Below are 17,449 nucleotides of genomic sequence, written 5' to 3' on the forward strand. Positions count from 1 at the left end.
CATGGAAAAGAGAGGTACATTCGGTAGCAAACTGGCAATCATTCTTACTACAGCAGGATCAGCTGTAGGATTAGGTAATATATGGCGTTTCCCATTCATGACCGGACAGAATGGCGGTGCAGCCTTTATCGTCATCTATCTTGGCTGCGTACTCATATTAGGCATTCCTGGCATGATAAGCGAGTTTATCGTCGGTCGGCATTCGCAGTCGAATGCTGCACGTGCCTATGGCAACGTAGGCTTCAGAAAGGCTCGATATATCGGCTATCTGGGCATTCTTACTTCCACGATTATTCTGGGCTTCTATGCCGTTGTAGCTGGTTGGTGCCTGCAGTACCTGTTTGCATCGATAGCCGGACAATTAAACGGCGACACCAACTATATCTTAGAATACTTCAAGACCTTCTCAAGCGACCCTATTCGTCCTTGTTTGTGGGCAGTCGGCTTCATATTTATTACCCATTTTGTGGTAACCCAGGGTGTTGAGAAAGGCATTGAGCGCGCCTCTAAGCTGCTGATGCCATTACTGCTGCTGATATTGGTAGTATTGGTTATAGCCTCATGCCTGCTACCAGGAGCATCTCGCGGTATCGAGTTCCTGCTGAAGCCCGACTTCTCGAAGGTCAGCAGTGGTGTTTTCCTGGAGGCATTAGGCCAGGCTTTCTTCTCATTGAGCCTTGGTACAGCCTGTTTGTGCACCTATGCATCCTATTTCAAGAAAGATACCAATCTACTGAAATCTGCCACACAGATAGCACTGCTCGACTCTTTTATAGCCATCTTAGCAGGTTTGATGATATTCCCTGCAGCCTTCTCTGTAGGCGTGCAGCCAGATAGCGGTCCTTCACTCATCTTTATCACCCTGCCTAATGTGTTCCGTCAGGCTTTCGAGAGCATGCCTATTGTGGGCTTCGTCATCTCCATACTCTTCTATGCGCTATTGGTGTTTGCAGCATTAACATCCACCATCTCCATGCACGAGATTGGAACTGCCTTTTTCCACGAAGAGTTACGCCTGCCCAGAAACAAAGCCACATGGATACTGACGCTTGTTTGCAGCTTCATTGCCATATTCTGCTCGCTATCCGTAGGGGCTAACCCCAATCTGCAGCTATTTGGCATGCCGCTCATGGATTTCTGCGATTTCATCACAGCTCAGATTATGCTTCCTGCAGGTGCATTCTTTACCAGCATCCTCATTGGATGGATGGTAGAACAGCAACTGGTGAAACAGGAGTTTGACAATGGAGGCACATTGAAAACAAACTTCTTCCATGCTTATATGTTCTCAGTGAAATACATTGTTCCCCTCTGTATCTTACTCATATTCCTGCATCAGTTCCATATTATATGATTCGCGAATTCTTCTATCTACAAAAGTCTGACCGCAAGGTCATACTTACGCTGCTGGCTGTCATCGTTTCAGCATTCATCGTGATAGGTGTGACGGGAGAGGATGCGACAACGCCGACAACTGCACAACAGAAGAAACCACGCAAATTCTCTAAATCCCGAAACGAATATTACGCCAGCTACAAGCCCAAGAAAACCGAACTTTTCCCCTTCGACCCCAATACTGCCGATAGCACACAACTACTTCGTTTAGGACTGCAACCTTGGCAAGTACGGAATATCTATAAATACCGAGCTGCAGGTGGCATCTATCGCCAGCCACTTGACTTTGCCAAACTCTATGGTCTGACCGTAAAACAATACCGCCAACTGGAACCTTATATCCATATTTCCAACGATTATCTTCCAGCTTCTAGCTTGGCAAATAACGAAACGGCTCATCATCACAACCTAAACCCACTAAAAGACACTACTACCACCACCTATCAGCACCCGCATAAAATCAAACCAACAGAGCACATTGCGCTCAACACTGCTGACACCACTACGCTGATAACAGTACCCGGCATCGGGCCGTATTATGCACGAAAGATTGTGCAGTATGGCCATAAGTTAGGCGGTTATGTCAGCATCGATCAGCTCGATGAAATCGATGATTTCCCTACCGAAGCCAAGAAGTATATGGTCATAGACAATCCTTCGACCATCAAGCTGAATATCAACCAATTATCACTTAACGAACTAAGGCGCCACCCATACATCAATTTTTATATGGCCAAAGCCATCACAGACTATCGCCGGGTGCATGGCAGCATCAAATCCTTGAATGACCTGCGCCTTATAAAAGACTTCACCCCCGACGTAATCAAGCGCCTGACACCTTATGTTGCGTACTGATTTGTTAATAAATCATAGCAAATGATTGTTAAATCGATGAAAAGTCGTATATTTGCACAAAATAAACTAAAATCAAGAGAAAGATGTTTGGATTAGGATTCCAGGAGATACTAGTTATCGCATTGATTATTCTGCTGCTCTGTGGCGGCAAGAAGATTCCTGAACTGATGCGTGGCCTCGGCAAGGGTGTAAAGAGCTTCAAGGACGGAATGAACGAAGTTACAGATATCACAAAAGACGCAGATAAGGAAGAGAAAAAGGATGAGTGACACGCCTAGCATGACGTTCTGGGATCATCTCGACGAGCTGCGTGGGGTGATAATCAGAGTGTTGGTGGTAGCGGCAGTAGGCGCAGCAGCTGCCTTCTGTTTGAAAGACGAACTTTTTGCCATCGTATTGGCGCCAAGAACTAGCGACTTCATCACATATCGCCTGATGGGCATAGAGCCATTCAGCATCCATCTGATGAACATCGGACTGACTGAGCAATTCATGATTCACCTTAAAACAGCGTTTTACGCAGGCATCCTGCTCACTTCACCCTATATCATCTACCAACTCTTCCGCTTTGTATCACCAGCGCTCTATGACAATGAAAAGAGATATGCCACACTACTCTGCACCAGCGGCTATCTGATGTTCATGCTGGGAACAGCACTCAACTATCTGCTGATATTCCCACTGACAGTCAGATTTCTTGGCACATACCAGGTTAGTCCTGATGTAGCCAACATGCTCACATTGCAGTCGTATATAGATACGCTGTTGATGATGAATCTGGTGATGGGCATCGTGTTCGAACTTCCTGTAGTAAGCTATCTACTAGGTAAAATGAAACTTATCAATGCCACGATGATGAAAGCTGTGCGCCAACACGCTTTTATAGCTATACTCATCATATCGGCCATCATCACCCCTACAACAGATGCCTTTACACTATTCGTGGTGGCACTACCCATCTGGCTACTCTATGAGCTGAGCATCTTAATAGTAAGAATAACTCAATAGACAAATACTTATATAATAGACCTATGATACGAAAAGTAAGAACCATTCTGGCAGCAGTACTGTTTGTACTCATCACCCTGCTATTCCTTGATTTTACGGGGACATTACATCATTGGCTCTCATGGCTGGCACAGATTCAGTTCCTGCCGGCAGTGATGGCACTCAACGTGATAGTCGTTGTAGCTCTTCTGATGCTAACACTTCTTTTTGGACGTATCTACTGCTCAATCATCTGTCCTTTAGGAATCTTTCAGGACATACTGGCCAGATTGCGTAGAAAAAAAAATAAATACAGCTACTCTAAGGAGGTTATCTGGCTGCGCTATCCTGTACTGGCTATTTTCATTTTTGCAGGCATAGCTGGTTGCGGCTCACTATTCCAGTTGCTGGCGCCATATAGCAGCTATGGCCGCATAGCCACGATGATTTTCCAACCCTTGTGGAAGATGGGCAACAATGTGCTGGCCGTACTGGCCGAGCGTGCTGATAGCTATGCATTCTACAGTGTGGATACATGGATGCGCTCTATGCCTGTATTCATCATTGCTGCCACTACACTCGTGTTGTTAGTGGTATTGGCCTGGCGAGGCGGCAGAACCTATTGTAACACGATTTGTCCTGTTGGAACCATCTTGTCGTTCTTTGCCCGCTTCTCTTGGTTCAAGATCCGTTTTAATGTAGATAAATGTAAGAATTGCTCACTCTGCAGCAAGAATTGTAAGGCTGCATGCATCGACTATAAGACTCATTCCATCGACTACACCCGCTGCGTGGTGTGTGGTAACTGCATGGACCAGTGTAAGTTTGGCGCCTTGGAATATACCATCAAATCTGGAATAACGAGCAAGGCTAATAAGTCTGTAAAAACCAATGCAACCAGCCCTATCGATGCCTCTAAGCGCAGCTTCCTGCTGGCATCGGCCTTGGTGTCAACAGCTGCTATGGCTCAGAAAAAGGAGAAACTGATGGACGGCGGCTTGGCCGAAATCGAGGATAAGGTAGCTCCTGAGCGCCAGACACCTCTGACACCCCCAGGTTCGCTCTCGTTCCAGAATCTGGCCACACGCTGCACAGGCTGTCAGCTTTGTGTATCAGAGTGCCCCAACCAGGTGTTGCGCCCTTCTTCTGATTTGATGCACCTGATGCAGCCCACCATGTCGTACGAACATGGCTACTGCCGTCCAGAGTGCACACGCTGCTCTGAGGTATGCCCTGCAGGCGCCATTCAGGCTATTGACAAGGAGGAGAAGACAGCTATCCAGATTGGTCATGCCGTATGGATTAAGAAGAACTGCGTACCCATCACCGATGGCGTAGAGTGCGGCAACTGTGCCCGCCACTGTCCATCGGGTGCTATCGAGATGGTTCCACTTGATGAGAACGACGAGGAGTCACCCATGGTTCCTGCTATCAACGAGGCTGCCTGCATAGGCTGCGGCGCCTGCGAGTATGTTTGTCCATCACGTCCATTCTCAGCTATCTATGTTGAGGGACACGAAGTTCACAAAAAGATTTAAGGAGGAGAAAGCTATATGGAAAAGAAGAATATATCACGCCGTTCGTTCCTGAAACTCTTCGGAGCAGGATCAGTAGCTACTGCAGCCACCTTGGCTGGCTGTAAACAAGCCAACAAGGCCGGTAGTCAGGCTAAAGAAGAATATAGAAACCAGGTGGAGCCACCTGTAGGCAAGATGACCTATCGCACTAACCCCAAGACAAAGGAGAAGGTGTCGGTGCTGGGTTATGGCATGATGCGCCTGCCATCAAAGGTAGATAACAGCGATGAGTATGATCAGGACATGATCAACAAGCAGATAGACTATGCCTTGGAGCATGGTTTGAACTATATCGATACATCTCCTGTATATTGCCAGGGAAAGTCGGAGCACTGCACAGGTATCGCCCTGAGCCGTCACAAGCGCAGCGAATACTTTGTGGCCACCAAACTCTCTAACTTCAACCACGACTACTGGACGTTCGAGAAGTCGAAAGAGATGTATCAGAACTCGCTGAAGGAACTGCAGGTGGATTACATCGACTACTATCTGCTGCACGCCGTTGGTGGCAGCATGGAGGAGTTTAATGGCCGCTATGTAGATAATGGCATCATGGACTATCTACTTAAAGAGCGCGAGGCAGGACGCATCCGCAACCTGGGCTTCTCGTTCCATGGCAAACAGGAGGTATTCGACGAGGTGCTGGCCACGCACGAGAAATACCATTGGGACTTTGTGCAGATAGAGCTCAACTATCTGGACTGGGATTATGCCAACGAGATTAGCAAAAGCAACGTTGATGCCAGCTATCTCTATGCCGAACTGCAAAAGAAAGGCATACCTGCTGTCATTATGGAGCCACTGCTGGGCGGCCGATTAGCTAACCTGCCACAGTATCTGGCCACAGAACTGAAGAGTCGCGACCCAGAGCGCTCAGTTGCATCGTGGGCTTTCCGCTATGCAGGTACCAACGAGGGTGTACTTACTGTTCTGAGTGGTATGACCTATATGGAGCACCTGAAAGATAATCTCTTGAGCTATTGTCCGCTGAAACCGCTTACCGAAGAGGAGATGCGCTTCCTGGATAAGGAGATCGCCCAGAAGATTGTGGGACTCGAGAATATTCCTTGCAACGACTGCAAGTACTGCATGCCTTGTCCTTATGGTGTGGATATCCCAGCCATCTTTGTACACTACAACAAATGTAAGAACGAAGGTTCGCTGCCAATGGGTGTGGGCGATGCTGAGTATCGCAAACATCGTCGCCAGTATCTTATCTCACTTGATAGGGTAGTGCCTCGCGATCGCCAACCCGACCACTGCATCCAGTGCGGCCAATGTGAGCCTCATTGCCCTCAGAGCATCCGCATTCCTCGCGAACTGCGCAAGATTGATGAGATGATAGAGAGTCTGAAACGTAACGAAGAGGCGCCAGAAGTATAAAAAACGTAGAAAATTTGGTTAATTGCCTAATTTGCAGTAACTTTGCACCCGAAATAAACGTTTATAGAAGAAAATGGCATTAAAATGTGGTATTGTAGGACTGCCTAATGTCGGCAAGTCTACCTTGTTTAATTGTCTGTCGAGTGCAAAGGCTCAGGCAGCTAATTTCCCTTTTTGTACAATCGAACCCAATGTGGGTGTCATCACCGTACCAGATGAAAGACTGACCAAACTCGCTGAATTGGTACACCCAGGACGCATTGTTCCTGCCACCTGCGAGATTGTAGATATCGCCGGACTCGTGAAAGGTGCCTCAAAGGGCGAGGGTCTGGGAAATAAATTCCTTGGAAACATCCGTGAGACCGATGCGATTATCCATGTGCTCCGCTGTTTCGAGGATGAGAATATCACTCACGTTGATGGTACCATCGACCCCATCCGCGACAAAGAGATTATCGATACTGAGCTCCAGCTGAAGGACCTCGAGACCATCGAGAGCCGTCTGGCCAAGACCGAGAAGGCTGCAGCTGCAGGTAATAAGGACGCTAAGGTAGAGGCTACCGTGCTGCACGCTTATAAAGAGGTGCTTGAGCAGGGTAAGAATGCCCGTATCGTAGAGTTCGAGAGCAAAGATGAGCAGGATTGCGCTCGCAACCTGTTCCTGCTTACTTCAAAGCCTGTGCTTTACGTTTGTAACGTAGGCGAGACTGATGCCAAGAGCGGTAACGACTTCACCAAGAAGGTAGAGGAACTGGCTAAAGAAGAAGGCGCAGAAACCATGGTAATTGCCGCCAAAACCGAAGAGGATATCGCCGAGCTCGAGAGCTATGAGGACAAGCAGATGTTCTTGGAGGAGCTCGGCTTGGAAGAGAGTGGTGTAAACCGCCTGATCAAGAAGGCTTATGCGCTGCTGAACCTCGAAACCTTTATCACCGCTGGTGAGATGGAGGTGAAGGCCTGGACCTACAAGAAGGGTTGGAAGGCTCCACAGTGCGCTGGTGTCATCCATACCGACTTTGAAAAGGGCTTTATCCGTGCTGAGGTTATCAAGTACGACGACTATATCCAGTATGGCTCAGAGGCTGCTGTCCGCGAGGCAGGTAAGCTGGCCGTTGAGGGTAAGGAGTACGTGGTTCAGGACGGCGACATTATGCATTTCCGCTTTAACGTATGATGAATCTACTCAACTATATCCTTTGGGATCCAGACCTGATAGCTTTTAAGTTGGGACCTATTCCACTTCTAGGCACTATTGCTGTTCGCTGGTACGGACTGATGTGGGTCATCGGTCTGGCCTTGGCTTATTTCGTGGTAAAGCACCTCTACAAGGAGCAGAAGATCAAGGACGAATACTTCGATCCTCTCTTCATCTACTGCTTCTTCGGCATCCTGATTGGTGCCCGTCTGGGGCATTGCATCTTCTATGAGCCCGATTACTTCCTGACTTCAGGCAAGGGACTGATTGAGATGCTGCTGCCTATCCGCTTTGGCGAAGATGGAAGCTGGCTGGGACAGACCTTTGGCTTCCACGTCATAGGCTATGCAGGCCTGGCATCCCACGGAGGTACGCTTGGCTTGATGATAGCCCTGTGGATGTATGTGCGCAAAACGAAACTGAGCATCTGGACGGTGCTCGACAATATTGCCATCGCCACAGGTACCACAGCCTGCTTTATCCGATTGGGCAACCTGATGAACTCAGAGATTATTGGTAAGATAACCGATGTGCCTTGGGCATTCATCTTCGAGCGTGTAGATGCTGTGCCTCGCCATCCAGGACAGCTCTATGAGGCTATCGCCTATGCTATCCTGTTCTTCATCATGTGGTATCTCCACAAGAAGATGCCAGAGAAGATTGGCACCGGCTGGTACTTCGGCTTCTGCCTGGCATACATCTTCACCTTCCGATTCTTCATCGAATACACCAAGGAGGTACAGGAGGCCTTCGAAGCATCGCTCCCCATCGATATGGGACAGATACTCTCTATCCCATTCATCATTCTCGGAGCCTATTGCATGATTAAAGCAAAGAAGAAAACATTATAATATAGTACTTCAATACAAATTCACTGAAATTGGTCAGTAAATTCACTGAAATTGGTGACCAAATTCAGTGAATTTGTTATTTCCCAGCTACGATGCGCTTGATATCATTAAGCTTGTTGAGGGCTTCGAGAGGCGTGAGGTTGTTCACATCGAGCCCAAGGATTTCATCACGCACCTGACAAAGCACAGGATCATCGAGCTGGAAGAAACTCAATTGCATACCTTCACGTGAGCCAGCAATCTCCTTAGTAGGCTTGCCAACGGTGCCCACCTGGGCATTATCGCTCTCCAACTGCTTCAGAATCACGTTGGCACGCTTCACGATACTGCGAGGCATACCTGCTATCTCAGCCACATGGATACCAAACGAGTGCTCTGAGCCACCACGTTCCAGTTTTCGCAGGAAAATCACCTTACCATCCACCTCCTTCACACTCACGTTGTAGTTCTTAATACGATTGAAGTTCTTCTCCATCTCGTTGAGCTCGTGATAGTGGGTAGCGAACAGCGTACGAGGCTTTCCTTTGGCATTCTCATGCAGATATTCTACGATGGCCCAGGCTATCGAGATACCATCGTAGGTAGAGGTACCACGACCCAACTCATCGAAGAGCACCAGCGAGCGACTGCTCACATTGTTGAGGATGTTCGAAGCCTCAGTCATCTCTACCATAAAGGTAGATTCTCCGAGAGAAATATTATCTGAGGCACCCACGCGGGTGAAGATTTTATCCACCAGACCAATTCTGGCGGCCTCTGCAGGCACAAAGCAACCTATCTGGGCCAACAGCACTATCAACGCCGTTTGGCGCAACAGCGCCGACTTACCGGCCATATTAGGACCTGTGATGATGATAATCTGCTGGCGCTCGTTGTCGAGCAGGATATCATTGGGCACATAATATTCACCCAACGGCAACTCCTGTTCGATAACAGGGTGGCGGCCCTGCTTGATATCGATAACTTCTGACGAGTCGATAACAGGACGTATGTATTTATTTTCCTCAGCTGCTTTGGCAAAGCTCAGCAAGCAGTCGAGATGGGCAATGATATTGGCATTGATCTGTATCTGCGGGATAAACTCCTGCATGGAGAGAATAAGGTCGTTGAAGAGTTTTGCCTCCAGACTCAGAATCTTATCCTCGGCACCCAGGATCTTCTCTTCATACTCTTTCAGTTCCTGCGTGATATAGCGCTCAGCCTGAGCCAGCGTCTGCTTGCGCACCCACTCGGGGGGCACCAGTTCCTTATAGGTGTTTCGCACCTCAAGATAGTAGCCAAACACATTGTTATAGCCTATCTTCAAACTCTGAATGCCCGTTTCTTGGGCTTCGCGCTCTTGTATCTTCAGCAGATAGTCCTTACCAGAATAAGCTATCTGGCGCAGTTCGTCAAGCTCTGGATTCACACCGTCGCGAATCACGCCACCCTTAGCCACCAGTTGTGGTGGATCATTCTGAATCTCCTTCTCAATGCGGTCGCGCAGCGATTCGCACAGGTTCAGTTGCTCGCCAATACGGTTCAACGTCTCGTTTTTGGCATAGAGACATGCCGTTTTGATGGGCTGGATGGCCTGCAGGGCAGTCTTGAGCTGCACCACCTCACGAGGTGTGACACGACCAACGGCAGCTTTAGAGATGATACGCTCCAGGTCGCCGATACGATGTATCTGATCGTCGATACACTCGCGGAACTCAGGTTCGCGATAGTAGTATTCCACCACATTCAAGCGGTCGTTGATGGGCTTTTCGTCCTTCAAGGGGAACACCAGCCAGCGGCGCAGCAAGCGACCACCCATCGGACTGACGGTCTTATCAATCACATCGAGCAGCGACTTTCCATCTTCCTGCATGGGGTTTACCAACTCCAAGCTACGGATGGTGAATTTATCCAGTCGCACATACTTATCTTCTTCGATACGCGAAATCGACGTGATATGACCTATCTGCGTGTGCTGGGTCTGCTCCAGGTATTGTAGGATAGCACCTGCAGCGATCACACCCGACTGCAGATGATCCACACCAAAGCCCTTCAGGTTCTTCACCTTAAAGTGGTTCAACAGTTTCTGCTTGGCAGTCTGGTCGGTAAACACCCAGTCGTCCAACTGGAAGGTGAAGTATTTAGTACCAAAGTTGCGCTCAAACTCCTGTTTCTTATTGCGATCGAAGAGCACCTCCTTTGGCGAGAAGTTGCCTAATAGTTTCTCCACGTAATCGGCAGTTCCCTCTCCAGTGAGGAATTCACCTGTAGAGATATCCAGGAAGGCCACACCCATACTCGACTTACCAAAGTGAATGGCTGCCAGGAAGTTGTTCTCCTTGTAATTCAGCACATTGTCGCTCATGGCCACACCAGGGGTTACCAGTTCTGTGATGCCACGCTTCACCAGTTTCTTGGTCAGCTTAGGGTCTTCCAGTTGGTCGCAGATAGCCACGCGCTTACCGGCACGAATCAGTTTTGGCAGATATGTATCCAGGGCATGATGCGGAAAACCGGCCATTTCATCGCCTTTTGCGCCAGCACCGTTGTTACGATGTGTCAGCGTGATACCTAAGATTTTCGAGGCAGTGATGGCATCTTCGCAATAAGTCTCATAGAAGTCGCCACACCTGAACAGCATCACCGCATCAGGATGTTTCGCCTTCAAATCGAAGAATTGTTTCATCATCGGAGTTAATTCCTTGCCTTCTTTTGCCATATCTCGCCTTCCTTATTTTTTAATTCAACTGAGCCGCAAAGTTACTCCTTTTTTCCCAAATGGCAAAATTTTCCCTAAACTTTTGCTGATATCAGATAATAATCTGTATTTTTGTACCCGATTTTAATAAACCCCAAACAAGTTTATGCTTAACAGAAAGCTATCGTTATGCCTATGAAAGTAGACAAAGTACCGCCCAAAAGATGATGGCCTTATTTAAGACCATTAATGCCAATAGAGAATTATAATAAGATAAACTTGCCAGTATCGGCAAGTTTTAATGCCATAATTTACCGCAAATATACATTTTTCGCCGATACCGGCAAGTATTTGGAAATATTTTTTATGCGAAATATATCTCCCCGTTCTGTCGAGATGGCGATGACTACACAACAGAGTTTGTCATCTATCCTCCAAGACTCGAAGATGGTTTCTTCCGCATCGAGCTGGAGCTTTATGCTTAATGTCTACCCTGCTACACAATGTTTCTCTGTTCAGATGAAAGTAACGACAGTGATTGTTAAAGTAAATTAAATGATAGTTTCGCCATACAAGATTATGATAGTTTTAATATTATATGTATAAACATTATTCACTTATTAAAAACAAAAGATTATGCATTATTTAAAACTTTTACCACTACTATTTTTCACCATTTTGATGACAGCTTGCAACAGTAACGATGACGAGATGAACTTGCCAATAAGCGAAGGATTGCAAGGCACTTGGGCTCTGAAGGAAGCAAAGTACTTTATGAGTTCTAAGGAATACGAGAATGGACAATTCGTATATATTTTCACACCTGATAAGGTAATAGTAAACTCTACGAGCGACAATACTCCACTCCTTCCTATAGGCACTTATAGCTATACTTACGATAAAGAGAGTAATAATTTTACTATCGATGGCATAAAATACGGTCTCAGACTCGAGGGTTTAAAAATGATAATAGTCGAGCCTGGAGCTGAAAGAGATGCTGGTGGCTTTTTCTACTTTGTGAAAATCAAATAGTAAGTACCGATACCGGCAAGAAAGTTCGAGTCCTTCCGTATGAGTACTCGAGTACTCTTAAGGAAGGATTTTCATTACAACTGATGACTATGTATATACGCTTTGACGGCACGCTGCACGGCGGCACTCTTCTGCTCGTCACTTATCAACTTGTAAATGGGAATCAGATCATCACCATCCAATAAAGCGAGCGAGAGGTTACTCTCGTTGGTTGCATCCCACCAAGCAGAGATGGCTTTCGATGACTCCTCCCGAGTGAGAGGTTGATTTGAGAATTCAGCAGACAGTGCCTGCGTATTATTTCCATGACATTGTACGGATATGGCACCACCTTTTGTGGTATTCTCTCTTTTGATGAAACTAAAGATAGGATGATATACTTCGTTCATACGACGGAACATACTCCCCAAAAAGCGTTTATGATCTTCCTTGTTCTCCTGCAAACCTGTGCGATAGATAGACAGAATGTTGACACCCATTAATGCATTTTTCAGCACATGGGTGCCAAATCGCTCTACGATGCGTTGAGCACTCTCTTCGGCAACGGCTTTCTTAAACTCATCGGAAAGAAATCTTTCCACATGTCGCTCAAGTTCCAAAGGAAAATTGAACTTCTTAATGTACAGGGTCTGCATGTCCATATACATCGTAAATGCATATTCGTTGTCTCGTTCCTTCGCCTCCTTGAAGAGTGGATTATTGGTGAAAGTGCCTGCGAAATACACGTCGCCAGACTCTCCCTGTTGATCAAACTCCTGCGACTTGCGCAGACCATCCAAGCATTCCAATGAGTTACCGATGCCGCTCACCACACCACCTTCACTTGTTGGATAAGAACTGTAAAAAATCTCGTCTGAGGTCAATTTGTGCAGATCAATCACGCTTTCACGCAAACAATCATTGCCCAGGTATGTGCCAGTTACATCATAGCCAGAACCCAGATATTCCTTATCAGCCACAGGCAACTCAGCAAAAAGATTGGTGACGGATTCCTCTTCGGGTACATCGGCGGGGTTATTCTCTAAGTTATCTTCGTTATTGCTGCTACAAGAGCCAAGTGCAAAAACGGAAAGCATTACGATAATAGTTCTTTTAAAGTTAGTTGCATTCATATTGTTTCTTTTAAGTGACATTTTCTTACCCAATCGTATGATTACTAAATCGAAAGCAAAAGTAGCGCAAATAGTTGGAAAGCTACTCAATCATTCTTGCTTTTTAAGACTATTTAAAGGATCATGGGGTCGAAGATCACGAGGTCGGAGAAAGTGATTACAATCCACATAGACACAAATAGTAACCCAAATCCTCTATGCGAAAATTTTCGTTGCGAAAATTTTCGTATAAAGAAAATACTCAAAAACTTGCCGGTATCGGCAAAAAGTTGTATATTTGCGGCAAAATATGGCATTAAAACTTGCCGATAAGCTTGGATTATGGAGTATATATCAGTTAGCAAATTTGCCGAAAAATATGGCATCTCAGAGCGTACAGCTCGAAATTACTGCGCGCAGGGGAAGATTGAAGGGGCTTTCTTGACAGGAAAGACTTGGAATATTCCTGCAGATGCCGTCGTACCTAAACGTGGCGAAACAAAGAAAAAGGTGTCGCCACTACTTGCTGCACTAAGAGAGCAGAAAGCCGCAAAGCTGAAGGGAGGCATTTACCATCGCACGCAGATCGACCTGACGTATAACTCTAATCATATTGAAGGTAGTAAGCTGACTCACGACCAAACGCGATATATCTTCGAAACAAACACAATCGGCATAACAGATACTGCTGTGAATGTGGATGATGTAGTAGAAACCGTGAATCACTTCCGTTGTATTGACTATATCATCGACCATACAGAAGATAAGCTGACTGAGAATTTGATTAAACATCTGCACCTTTTACTGAAAACAGGAACTTCAGACAGCCGTAAAGATTGGTTTGCCGTTGGCGATTATAAACGACTACCAAACGAAGTAGGCGGGCAAGACACTTGTGCACCAGAGGATGTTCACAGACAGCTGAAAGCACTATTGAGCACCTATAATCGTAAGGGCAAAAAGTCGTTAGAAGATATTCTGGGCTTCCACGTTAATTTTGAACGTATTCATCCATTTCAGGATGGAAACGGCAGGGTAGGTCGCTTGCTCATGTTCAAGGAGTGCTTGGCTAATCATATAGTTCCCTTTATCATCACCGATGAACTGAAGATGTTTTATTATCGCGGTCTAAAAGAGTGGGGACACATTAACGGCTATCTGACAGATACTTGTCTGACAGCTCAGGATATGTATAAGGAATTGCTGAGATACTTTAGATTGTAATCACCACAATATTCAGAAACTGTATGCAGCTGATACTGGCGCCTCCTCTGTATCTATCACTACGCCTACAGAGCAAACGCAAGTCCGCAGCAGTTCGACAGCAGGTTATGAAGTTCAAACAACAGTCGCAGCCAATACAACAGTTAATGCAGAATAAAAAGAGTATTCCATGCCCCAAAAGACAGATTAATACTATGGGATATTCAAGCTATATACACACTCTCCCGTACTTTATCCAGAACCCCTGTGTTTATGCGGGTTCTGATACGGGAGGGTATCACAATTTACCCTCCCGATTAGGCTCCCGTTTACCCTCCCGTGTCACAACCCACATAGACACAAACAGTAACTGTCACAAACTAAAGTTTTGATCGCAGTACGTCTAAGCCTTACTGGAGTACGCCTTCTGGCGCACTCCAGTACGTTAGTTGGCGCACTCGAGTGCGCCATAAGGCGTACTTATATTATTTACCTATCCTAGAAGTGAAGATATCGGTTTTGGCCTCCCATTTTTCGATAGAATACTTCACATCGCCATAGCGCGACGAGTAGTTCACAACAATATTGTCGTCGTAGCCAGCACCGTTATTGTTCTGTACGGCATAAAACTCGGTAAGATATACCTCGCCATCCTCAAACTCATATACGGCATAAACGTGAATATAGCGGTCTAAGATCACTCCCAAACTGTTGCGAGAGTAGCGCCAATGATCGTCTCTGGTTCCAATCTCAGCCAGCTTGGCTTTCAACTGGCCTTTTCTGGCGTTATCGGGTGTGGGATATTTCTTCTCGATGGCAGCCTTGGCACGCTCCATGAATTTCTTATCCTCCCAGGCCTGTCCCTCGAAAGCCTCGTAGGATTTTACAGTATAGCTGGCTGGTACGATGGCCATTACCTTCTTGTCGGTACCAGGCAGGGTGAAGGTGAGCATGGTTTCTTTCTTACCCAGGTTGTAGTTTTCGTCGTAGGCTATTACCTGCACGGTCTTCTTTTTAGCCGAAGCACTAGTACTCCCAGCAGTCATTACGGCAGGGGCTGAGGCACCTGTTCTACCCTGATTTACTACTGCCTCTTCGCTAGTACCATCTTGAGAATTCACTGTATTCTCAACAGTTTTCTCAACAGTCTTTTCAACGGCTTTCTTGGCAATCTTCTTAAGGGCGCCAAACTGAGCATTTGCAGCTGTGGTGAATACAAACATGGCAGCGATAGCCATTACCGAAATTTTGATTGATTGTTTCATAATACTTACAATTAAAATGGTGAATATAAATGATTTTATTTGTTGTACTCCTCCAATTGTCGTGCAACCTCTTTCCTCACTTCGTTCTTCACCATTTCGCGCATGCTGAGCAGTAAACGCATCTGCTCTTGCGTATAGCTCTCAGCTTGGCGCTGCCTATTGGTAAGTTTGTTGTTAAGAGGTTCCATGCCATCACTTTGATTTCGGTTGCAAAGTTACGGCAAAAACCTCTTTCAGTGTTGTGCAGATTCTGCCAAAACTTGTGCAGAATCTACCAAAATTCCTGTTTTTACTGCTTTTTCGCTAAATAGTCGCTTGGTGTGATACCAAAGAAACGTTTAAAGGCTCTGGTAAAGCTGGATTGATCCTCGTAAGCACAGCGCAAAGCCACATCGAGTATCGACAGTTCAGACTGTGTGTCGAGCAGATAACGGGCTTTCTGCATACGGATGTTGGTGATGTAGCACTGTGGTGTTTCGCCTGTGATAGCTGAAAGACGCCTGCGGAACTGTGACGTACTCATCGCCAGGGCCGCTGCCAACTCATCTATATTCACATGGTTGTCCTCCATCTGTTCTGTTACGATACTCATCGTCTTTGTCAGGAAGTCCTTATCCTGTTCTGTCAACTCGTCTTTCTCCTGTTCACCCTCGCCATGAGCTATCGCATGCTCGTAGCGCTGGCGCAGTTCGTCGAGCGAGATCGTCACCTCACTCAGGCGCTGACGCTGCAATGCTGTGAGTTTGCGTTGGCGCACCACCATCATAGCTGCCACCAATAGCAAAATGATACCTATGATAATAATATAGATACGCGAACGGCGCACCGATGAGTTCTGCTCTTGCAGTTCGTCGAGACCGAACTCAGCATTATAACGCGCCAATGTCTCGGCCGAAGCTTGATTGTAGAGTGAATCCTTCAGTAGGTTAAATGCCTCAAGCTCTATACGTGCACTATCGGGATTAAGCGTCCAAAGGGCCTGATAAAGTCCCCGACGGGCTTGCATCTCGTTGTAGGGATTATCCATCTCACGGCATAATCGTGCCGATTCGCGGAAATAGCTGGCGGCTCGTTGCTGTGCAGCATCCGAAGCAGCATCCTTACTCATATCCAGCAATGCCTGACCAGCCTTATTCAGCGTGATAGCCAGCGACTGACGATTGCCCGTAGCACGAAAATAGGGGATGATGCTATCAAAGATAACTACAGCCTCCTGCTTTTGCCCCATCCCCATCAGGATGGTAGCCTTTTGCGACAAACGGATACGTAGTTTGGCTTCGCGACCTTCTTCACGTTCCAGTTGGATAGCCCTATCAATATAATGTAAAGCATCGTTGTAATGGATGAGTGCCGACTCAGCCTCAGAAAGCGAACCGCAGGTAAGCGCAATACGCGGCTTTAAACCTGTCTTTTCAGCATATTCCAATGCCTGTTTGAGATACTTCAGCGCTTCGTTTGGCTGCTTGGCTGCCACATAGATGCTGCCAATCGTATTCAGCGATGAGCTGATACGTTCAGCATTGCCACTCTCACGGTCCAGCTGATTACAGGCTTTGGCATATTGCAGTGCCTTTTCGTATTCCGACTGTCGCATGTAGCAAACCGACAGAATACTCAGTTCTTCGGCCTCTTCGCTCTTCATGCCCTTCTGCCGGAGCAATGGCAATGCTTTCTCACCAGCAACTACTGCACTATCATACTGCTGACGATTATAATACTGCTCGCTGGCATCGTACAACCTTTTAGCCTCATCAGCCTGAGCTACGAGTGCCAACATCAACAAAGGCAGAATCAATATTATTTTCATACATCCAGACAAATCATCTATTTCTGCCTACAAAAATACGCAAAACCTACAAATCAACCAAACAATTATTGACTTTTAATAACATTGTAATATAAATAATGACTCATTTTCGGAAATAATCCGTATCTTTG

At 46.5% G+C, this 17,449-nt stretch carries 15 protein-coding genes; 10 read left to right on the forward strand and 5 right to left on the reverse strand.

Annotation, left to right across the window (positions count from 1 at the left end):
• Position 1 precedes the first annotated feature (1 nt).
• The 8 genes from T360_RS0100270 to lgt all read left to right on the forward strand — a co-directional run bounded on the left by T360_RS0100270 (position 2) and on the right by lgt (position 8,243).
• Positions 2-1,354: a sodium-dependent transporter gene (locus tag T360_RS0100270; RefSeq protein WP_028911004.1), complete on the forward strand. Its 1,353-nt coding sequence runs from the start codon at positions 2-4 to the stop codon at positions 1,352-1,354.
• Positions 1,351-2,250, forward strand: coding sequence for a helix-hairpin-helix domain-containing protein (locus T360_RS0100275; protein WP_028911005.1), 900 nt, complete (start codon positions 1,351-1,353; stop codon positions 2,248-2,250). The genes T360_RS0100270 and T360_RS0100275 overlap by 4 nt, the downstream gene beginning before the upstream one ends.
• A gap of 83 nt (positions 2,251-2,333) precedes the next feature.
• A complete protein-coding gene (locus tag T360_RS0100280; protein ID WP_028911006.1) occupies positions 2,334-2,519 on the forward strand; it encodes a twin-arginine translocase TatA/TatE family subunit in 186 nt (61 codons plus the stop codon).
• Positions 2,512-3,258: a twin-arginine translocase subunit TatC gene (gene tatC, locus T360_RS0100285; protein WP_028911007.1), complete on the forward strand. Its 747-nt coding sequence runs from the start codon at positions 2,512-2,514 to the stop codon at positions 3,256-3,258. Before T360_RS0100280 ends, tatC begins: the two co-directional genes overlap by 8 nt.
• Positions 3,259-3,281: 23 nt before the next feature.
• Positions 3,282-4,775 (forward strand): 4Fe-4S binding protein, encoded by a 1,494-nt coding sequence (locus T360_RS0100290; protein WP_028911008.1) that lies wholly within the window; start codon positions 3,282-3,284, stop codon positions 4,773-4,775.
• A 15-nt stretch (positions 4,776-4,790) separates the two neighbouring features.
• Complete coding sequence (locus T360_RS0100295; RefSeq protein WP_028911009.1) at positions 4,791-6,197, forward strand: aldo/keto reductase; 1,407 nt, start codon at positions 4,791-4,793, stop codon at positions 6,195-6,197.
• 73 nt (positions 6,198-6,270) lie between these two features.
• Positions 6,271-7,371, forward strand: a complete 1,101-nt coding sequence (gene ychF / locus T360_RS0100300) for a redox-regulated ATPase YchF (RefSeq protein ID WP_028911010.1) — start codon at positions 6,271-6,273, stop codon at positions 7,369-7,371.
• Positions 7,368-8,243 carry a prolipoprotein diacylglyceryl transferase gene (gene lgt, locus T360_RS0100305; RefSeq protein WP_028911011.1) on the forward strand — a complete coding sequence of 292 codons (876 nt, stop codon included), beginning with the start codon at positions 7,368-7,370 and terminating at the stop codon, positions 8,241-8,243. The genes ychF and lgt overlap by 4 nt, the downstream gene beginning before the upstream one ends.
• Positions 8,244-8,319: 76 nt before the next feature.
• On the opposite strand, the gene mutS is transcribed toward lgt, so the two are convergent.
• Positions 8,320-10,941: a DNA mismatch repair protein MutS gene (gene mutS, locus T360_RS0100310; RefSeq protein WP_028911012.1), complete on the reverse strand. Its 2,622-nt coding sequence runs from the start codon at positions 10,939-10,941 to the stop codon at positions 8,320-8,322.
• Positions 10,942-11,556: 615 nt separating this feature from the next.
• On the opposite strand from mutS, the gene T360_RS0100315 reads away from it, so the two are divergent.
• Positions 11,557-11,952 (forward strand): hypothetical protein, encoded by a 396-nt coding sequence (locus T360_RS0100315; RefSeq protein ID WP_155949329.1) that lies wholly within the window; start codon positions 11,557-11,559, stop codon positions 11,950-11,952.
• A 74-nt stretch (positions 11,953-12,026) separates the two neighbouring features.
• Here T360_RS0100315 and T360_RS0100320 read toward each other — a convergent pair whose 3' ends face one another.
• Complete coding sequence (locus tag T360_RS0100320) at positions 12,027-13,028, reverse strand: MAC/perforin domain-containing protein (RefSeq protein WP_028911014.1); 1,002 nt, start codon at positions 13,026-13,028, stop codon at positions 12,027-12,029.
• A 357-nt stretch (positions 13,029-13,385) separates the two neighbouring features.
• Between T360_RS0100320 and T360_RS0100325 the strand changes: the two genes are divergently transcribed.
• Positions 13,386-14,267 carry a DNA-binding protein gene (locus T360_RS0100325; protein ID WP_028911015.1) on the forward strand — a complete coding sequence of 294 codons (882 nt, stop codon included), beginning with the start codon at positions 13,386-13,388 and terminating at the stop codon, positions 14,265-14,267.
• 464 nt (positions 14,268-14,731) lie between these two features.
• Here T360_RS0100325 and T360_RS0100330 read toward each other — a convergent pair whose 3' ends face one another.
• From T360_RS0100330 to T360_RS0100340, 3 genes are all read right to left on the reverse strand, one after another.
• Positions 14,732-15,511, reverse strand: a complete 780-nt coding sequence (locus tag T360_RS0100330) for a hypothetical protein (protein ID WP_155949331.1) — start codon at positions 15,509-15,511, stop codon at positions 14,732-14,734.
• 35 nt (positions 15,512-15,546) lie between these two features.
• Positions 15,547-15,699 (reverse strand): hypothetical protein, encoded by a 153-nt coding sequence (locus T360_RS16100; protein ID WP_155949332.1) that lies wholly within the window; start codon positions 15,697-15,699, stop codon positions 15,547-15,549.
• A 101-nt stretch (positions 15,700-15,800) separates the two neighbouring features.
• The gene (locus tag T360_RS0100340) at positions 15,801-17,318 is read right to left on the reverse strand and encodes a helix-turn-helix domain-containing protein (protein WP_028911017.1); all 1,518 of its coding nucleotides are present in this window, start codon (positions 17,316-17,318) and stop codon (positions 15,801-15,803) included.
• Positions 17,319-17,449: the final 131 nt, after the last annotated feature.

The organism is Prevotella sp. MA2016 (genome assembly GCF_000619825.1).
GTDB lineage: Bacteria > Bacteroidota > Bacteroidia > Bacteroidales > Bacteroidaceae > Prevotella.

Excerpts from the sequence above, each read along its gene's own strand:
- T360_RS0100340 (WP_028911017.1), bottom strand. The coding sequence starts at position 17,318 with ATGAAAATAATATTGATTCTGCCTTTGTTGATGTTGGCACTCGTAGCT.
- T360_RS0100290 (WP_028911008.1), top strand. The coding sequence starts at position 3,282 with ATGATACGAAAAGTAAGAACCATTCTGGCAGCAGTACTGTTTGTACTC.
- T360_RS0100275 (WP_028911005.1), top strand. The coding sequence starts at position 1,351 with ATGATTCGCGAATTCTTCTATCTACAAAAGTCTGACCGCAAGGTCATA.
- T360_RS0100295 (WP_028911009.1), top strand. The coding sequence starts at position 4,791 with ATGGAAAAGAAGAATATATCACGCCGTTCGTTCCTGAAACTCTTCGGA.
- T360_RS0100320 (WP_028911014.1), bottom strand. The coding sequence starts at position 13,028 with ATGCTTTCCGTTTTTGCACTTGGCTCTTGTAGCAGCAATAACGAAGAT.
- ychF (WP_028911010.1), top strand. The coding sequence starts at position 6,271 with ATGGCATTAAAATGTGGTATTGTAGGACTGCCTAATGTCGGCAAGTCT.
- mutS (WP_028911012.1), bottom strand. The coding sequence starts at position 10,941 with ATGGCAAAAGAAGGCAAGGAATTAACTCCGATGATGAAACAATTCTTC.
- T360_RS0100280 (WP_028911006.1), top strand. The coding sequence starts at position 2,334 with ATGTTTGGATTAGGATTCCAGGAGATACTAGTTATCGCATTGATTATT.
- T360_RS0100330 (WP_155949331.1), bottom strand. The coding sequence starts at position 15,511 with ATGAAACAATCAATCAAAATTTCGGTAATGGCTATCGCTGCCATGTTT.
- tatC (WP_028911007.1), top strand. The coding sequence starts at position 2,512 with ATGAGTGACACGCCTAGCATGACGTTCTGGGATCATCTCGACGAGCTG.
- T360_RS0100325 (WP_028911015.1), top strand. The coding sequence starts at position 13,386 with ATGGAGTATATATCAGTTAGCAAATTTGCCGAAAAATATGGCATCTCA.
- lgt (WP_028911011.1), top strand. The coding sequence starts at position 7,368 with ATGATGAATCTACTCAACTATATCCTTTGGGATCCAGACCTGATAGCT.
- T360_RS16100 (WP_155949332.1), bottom strand. The coding sequence starts at position 15,699 with ATGGAACCTCTTAACAACAAACTTACCAATAGGCAGCGCCAAGCTGAG.
- T360_RS0100270 (WP_028911004.1), top strand. The coding sequence starts at position 2 with ATGGAAAAGAGAGGTACATTCGGTAGCAAACTGGCAATCATTCTTACT.
- T360_RS0100315 (WP_155949329.1), top strand. The coding sequence starts at position 11,557 with ATGCATTATTTAAAACTTTTACCACTACTATTTTTCACCATTTTGATG.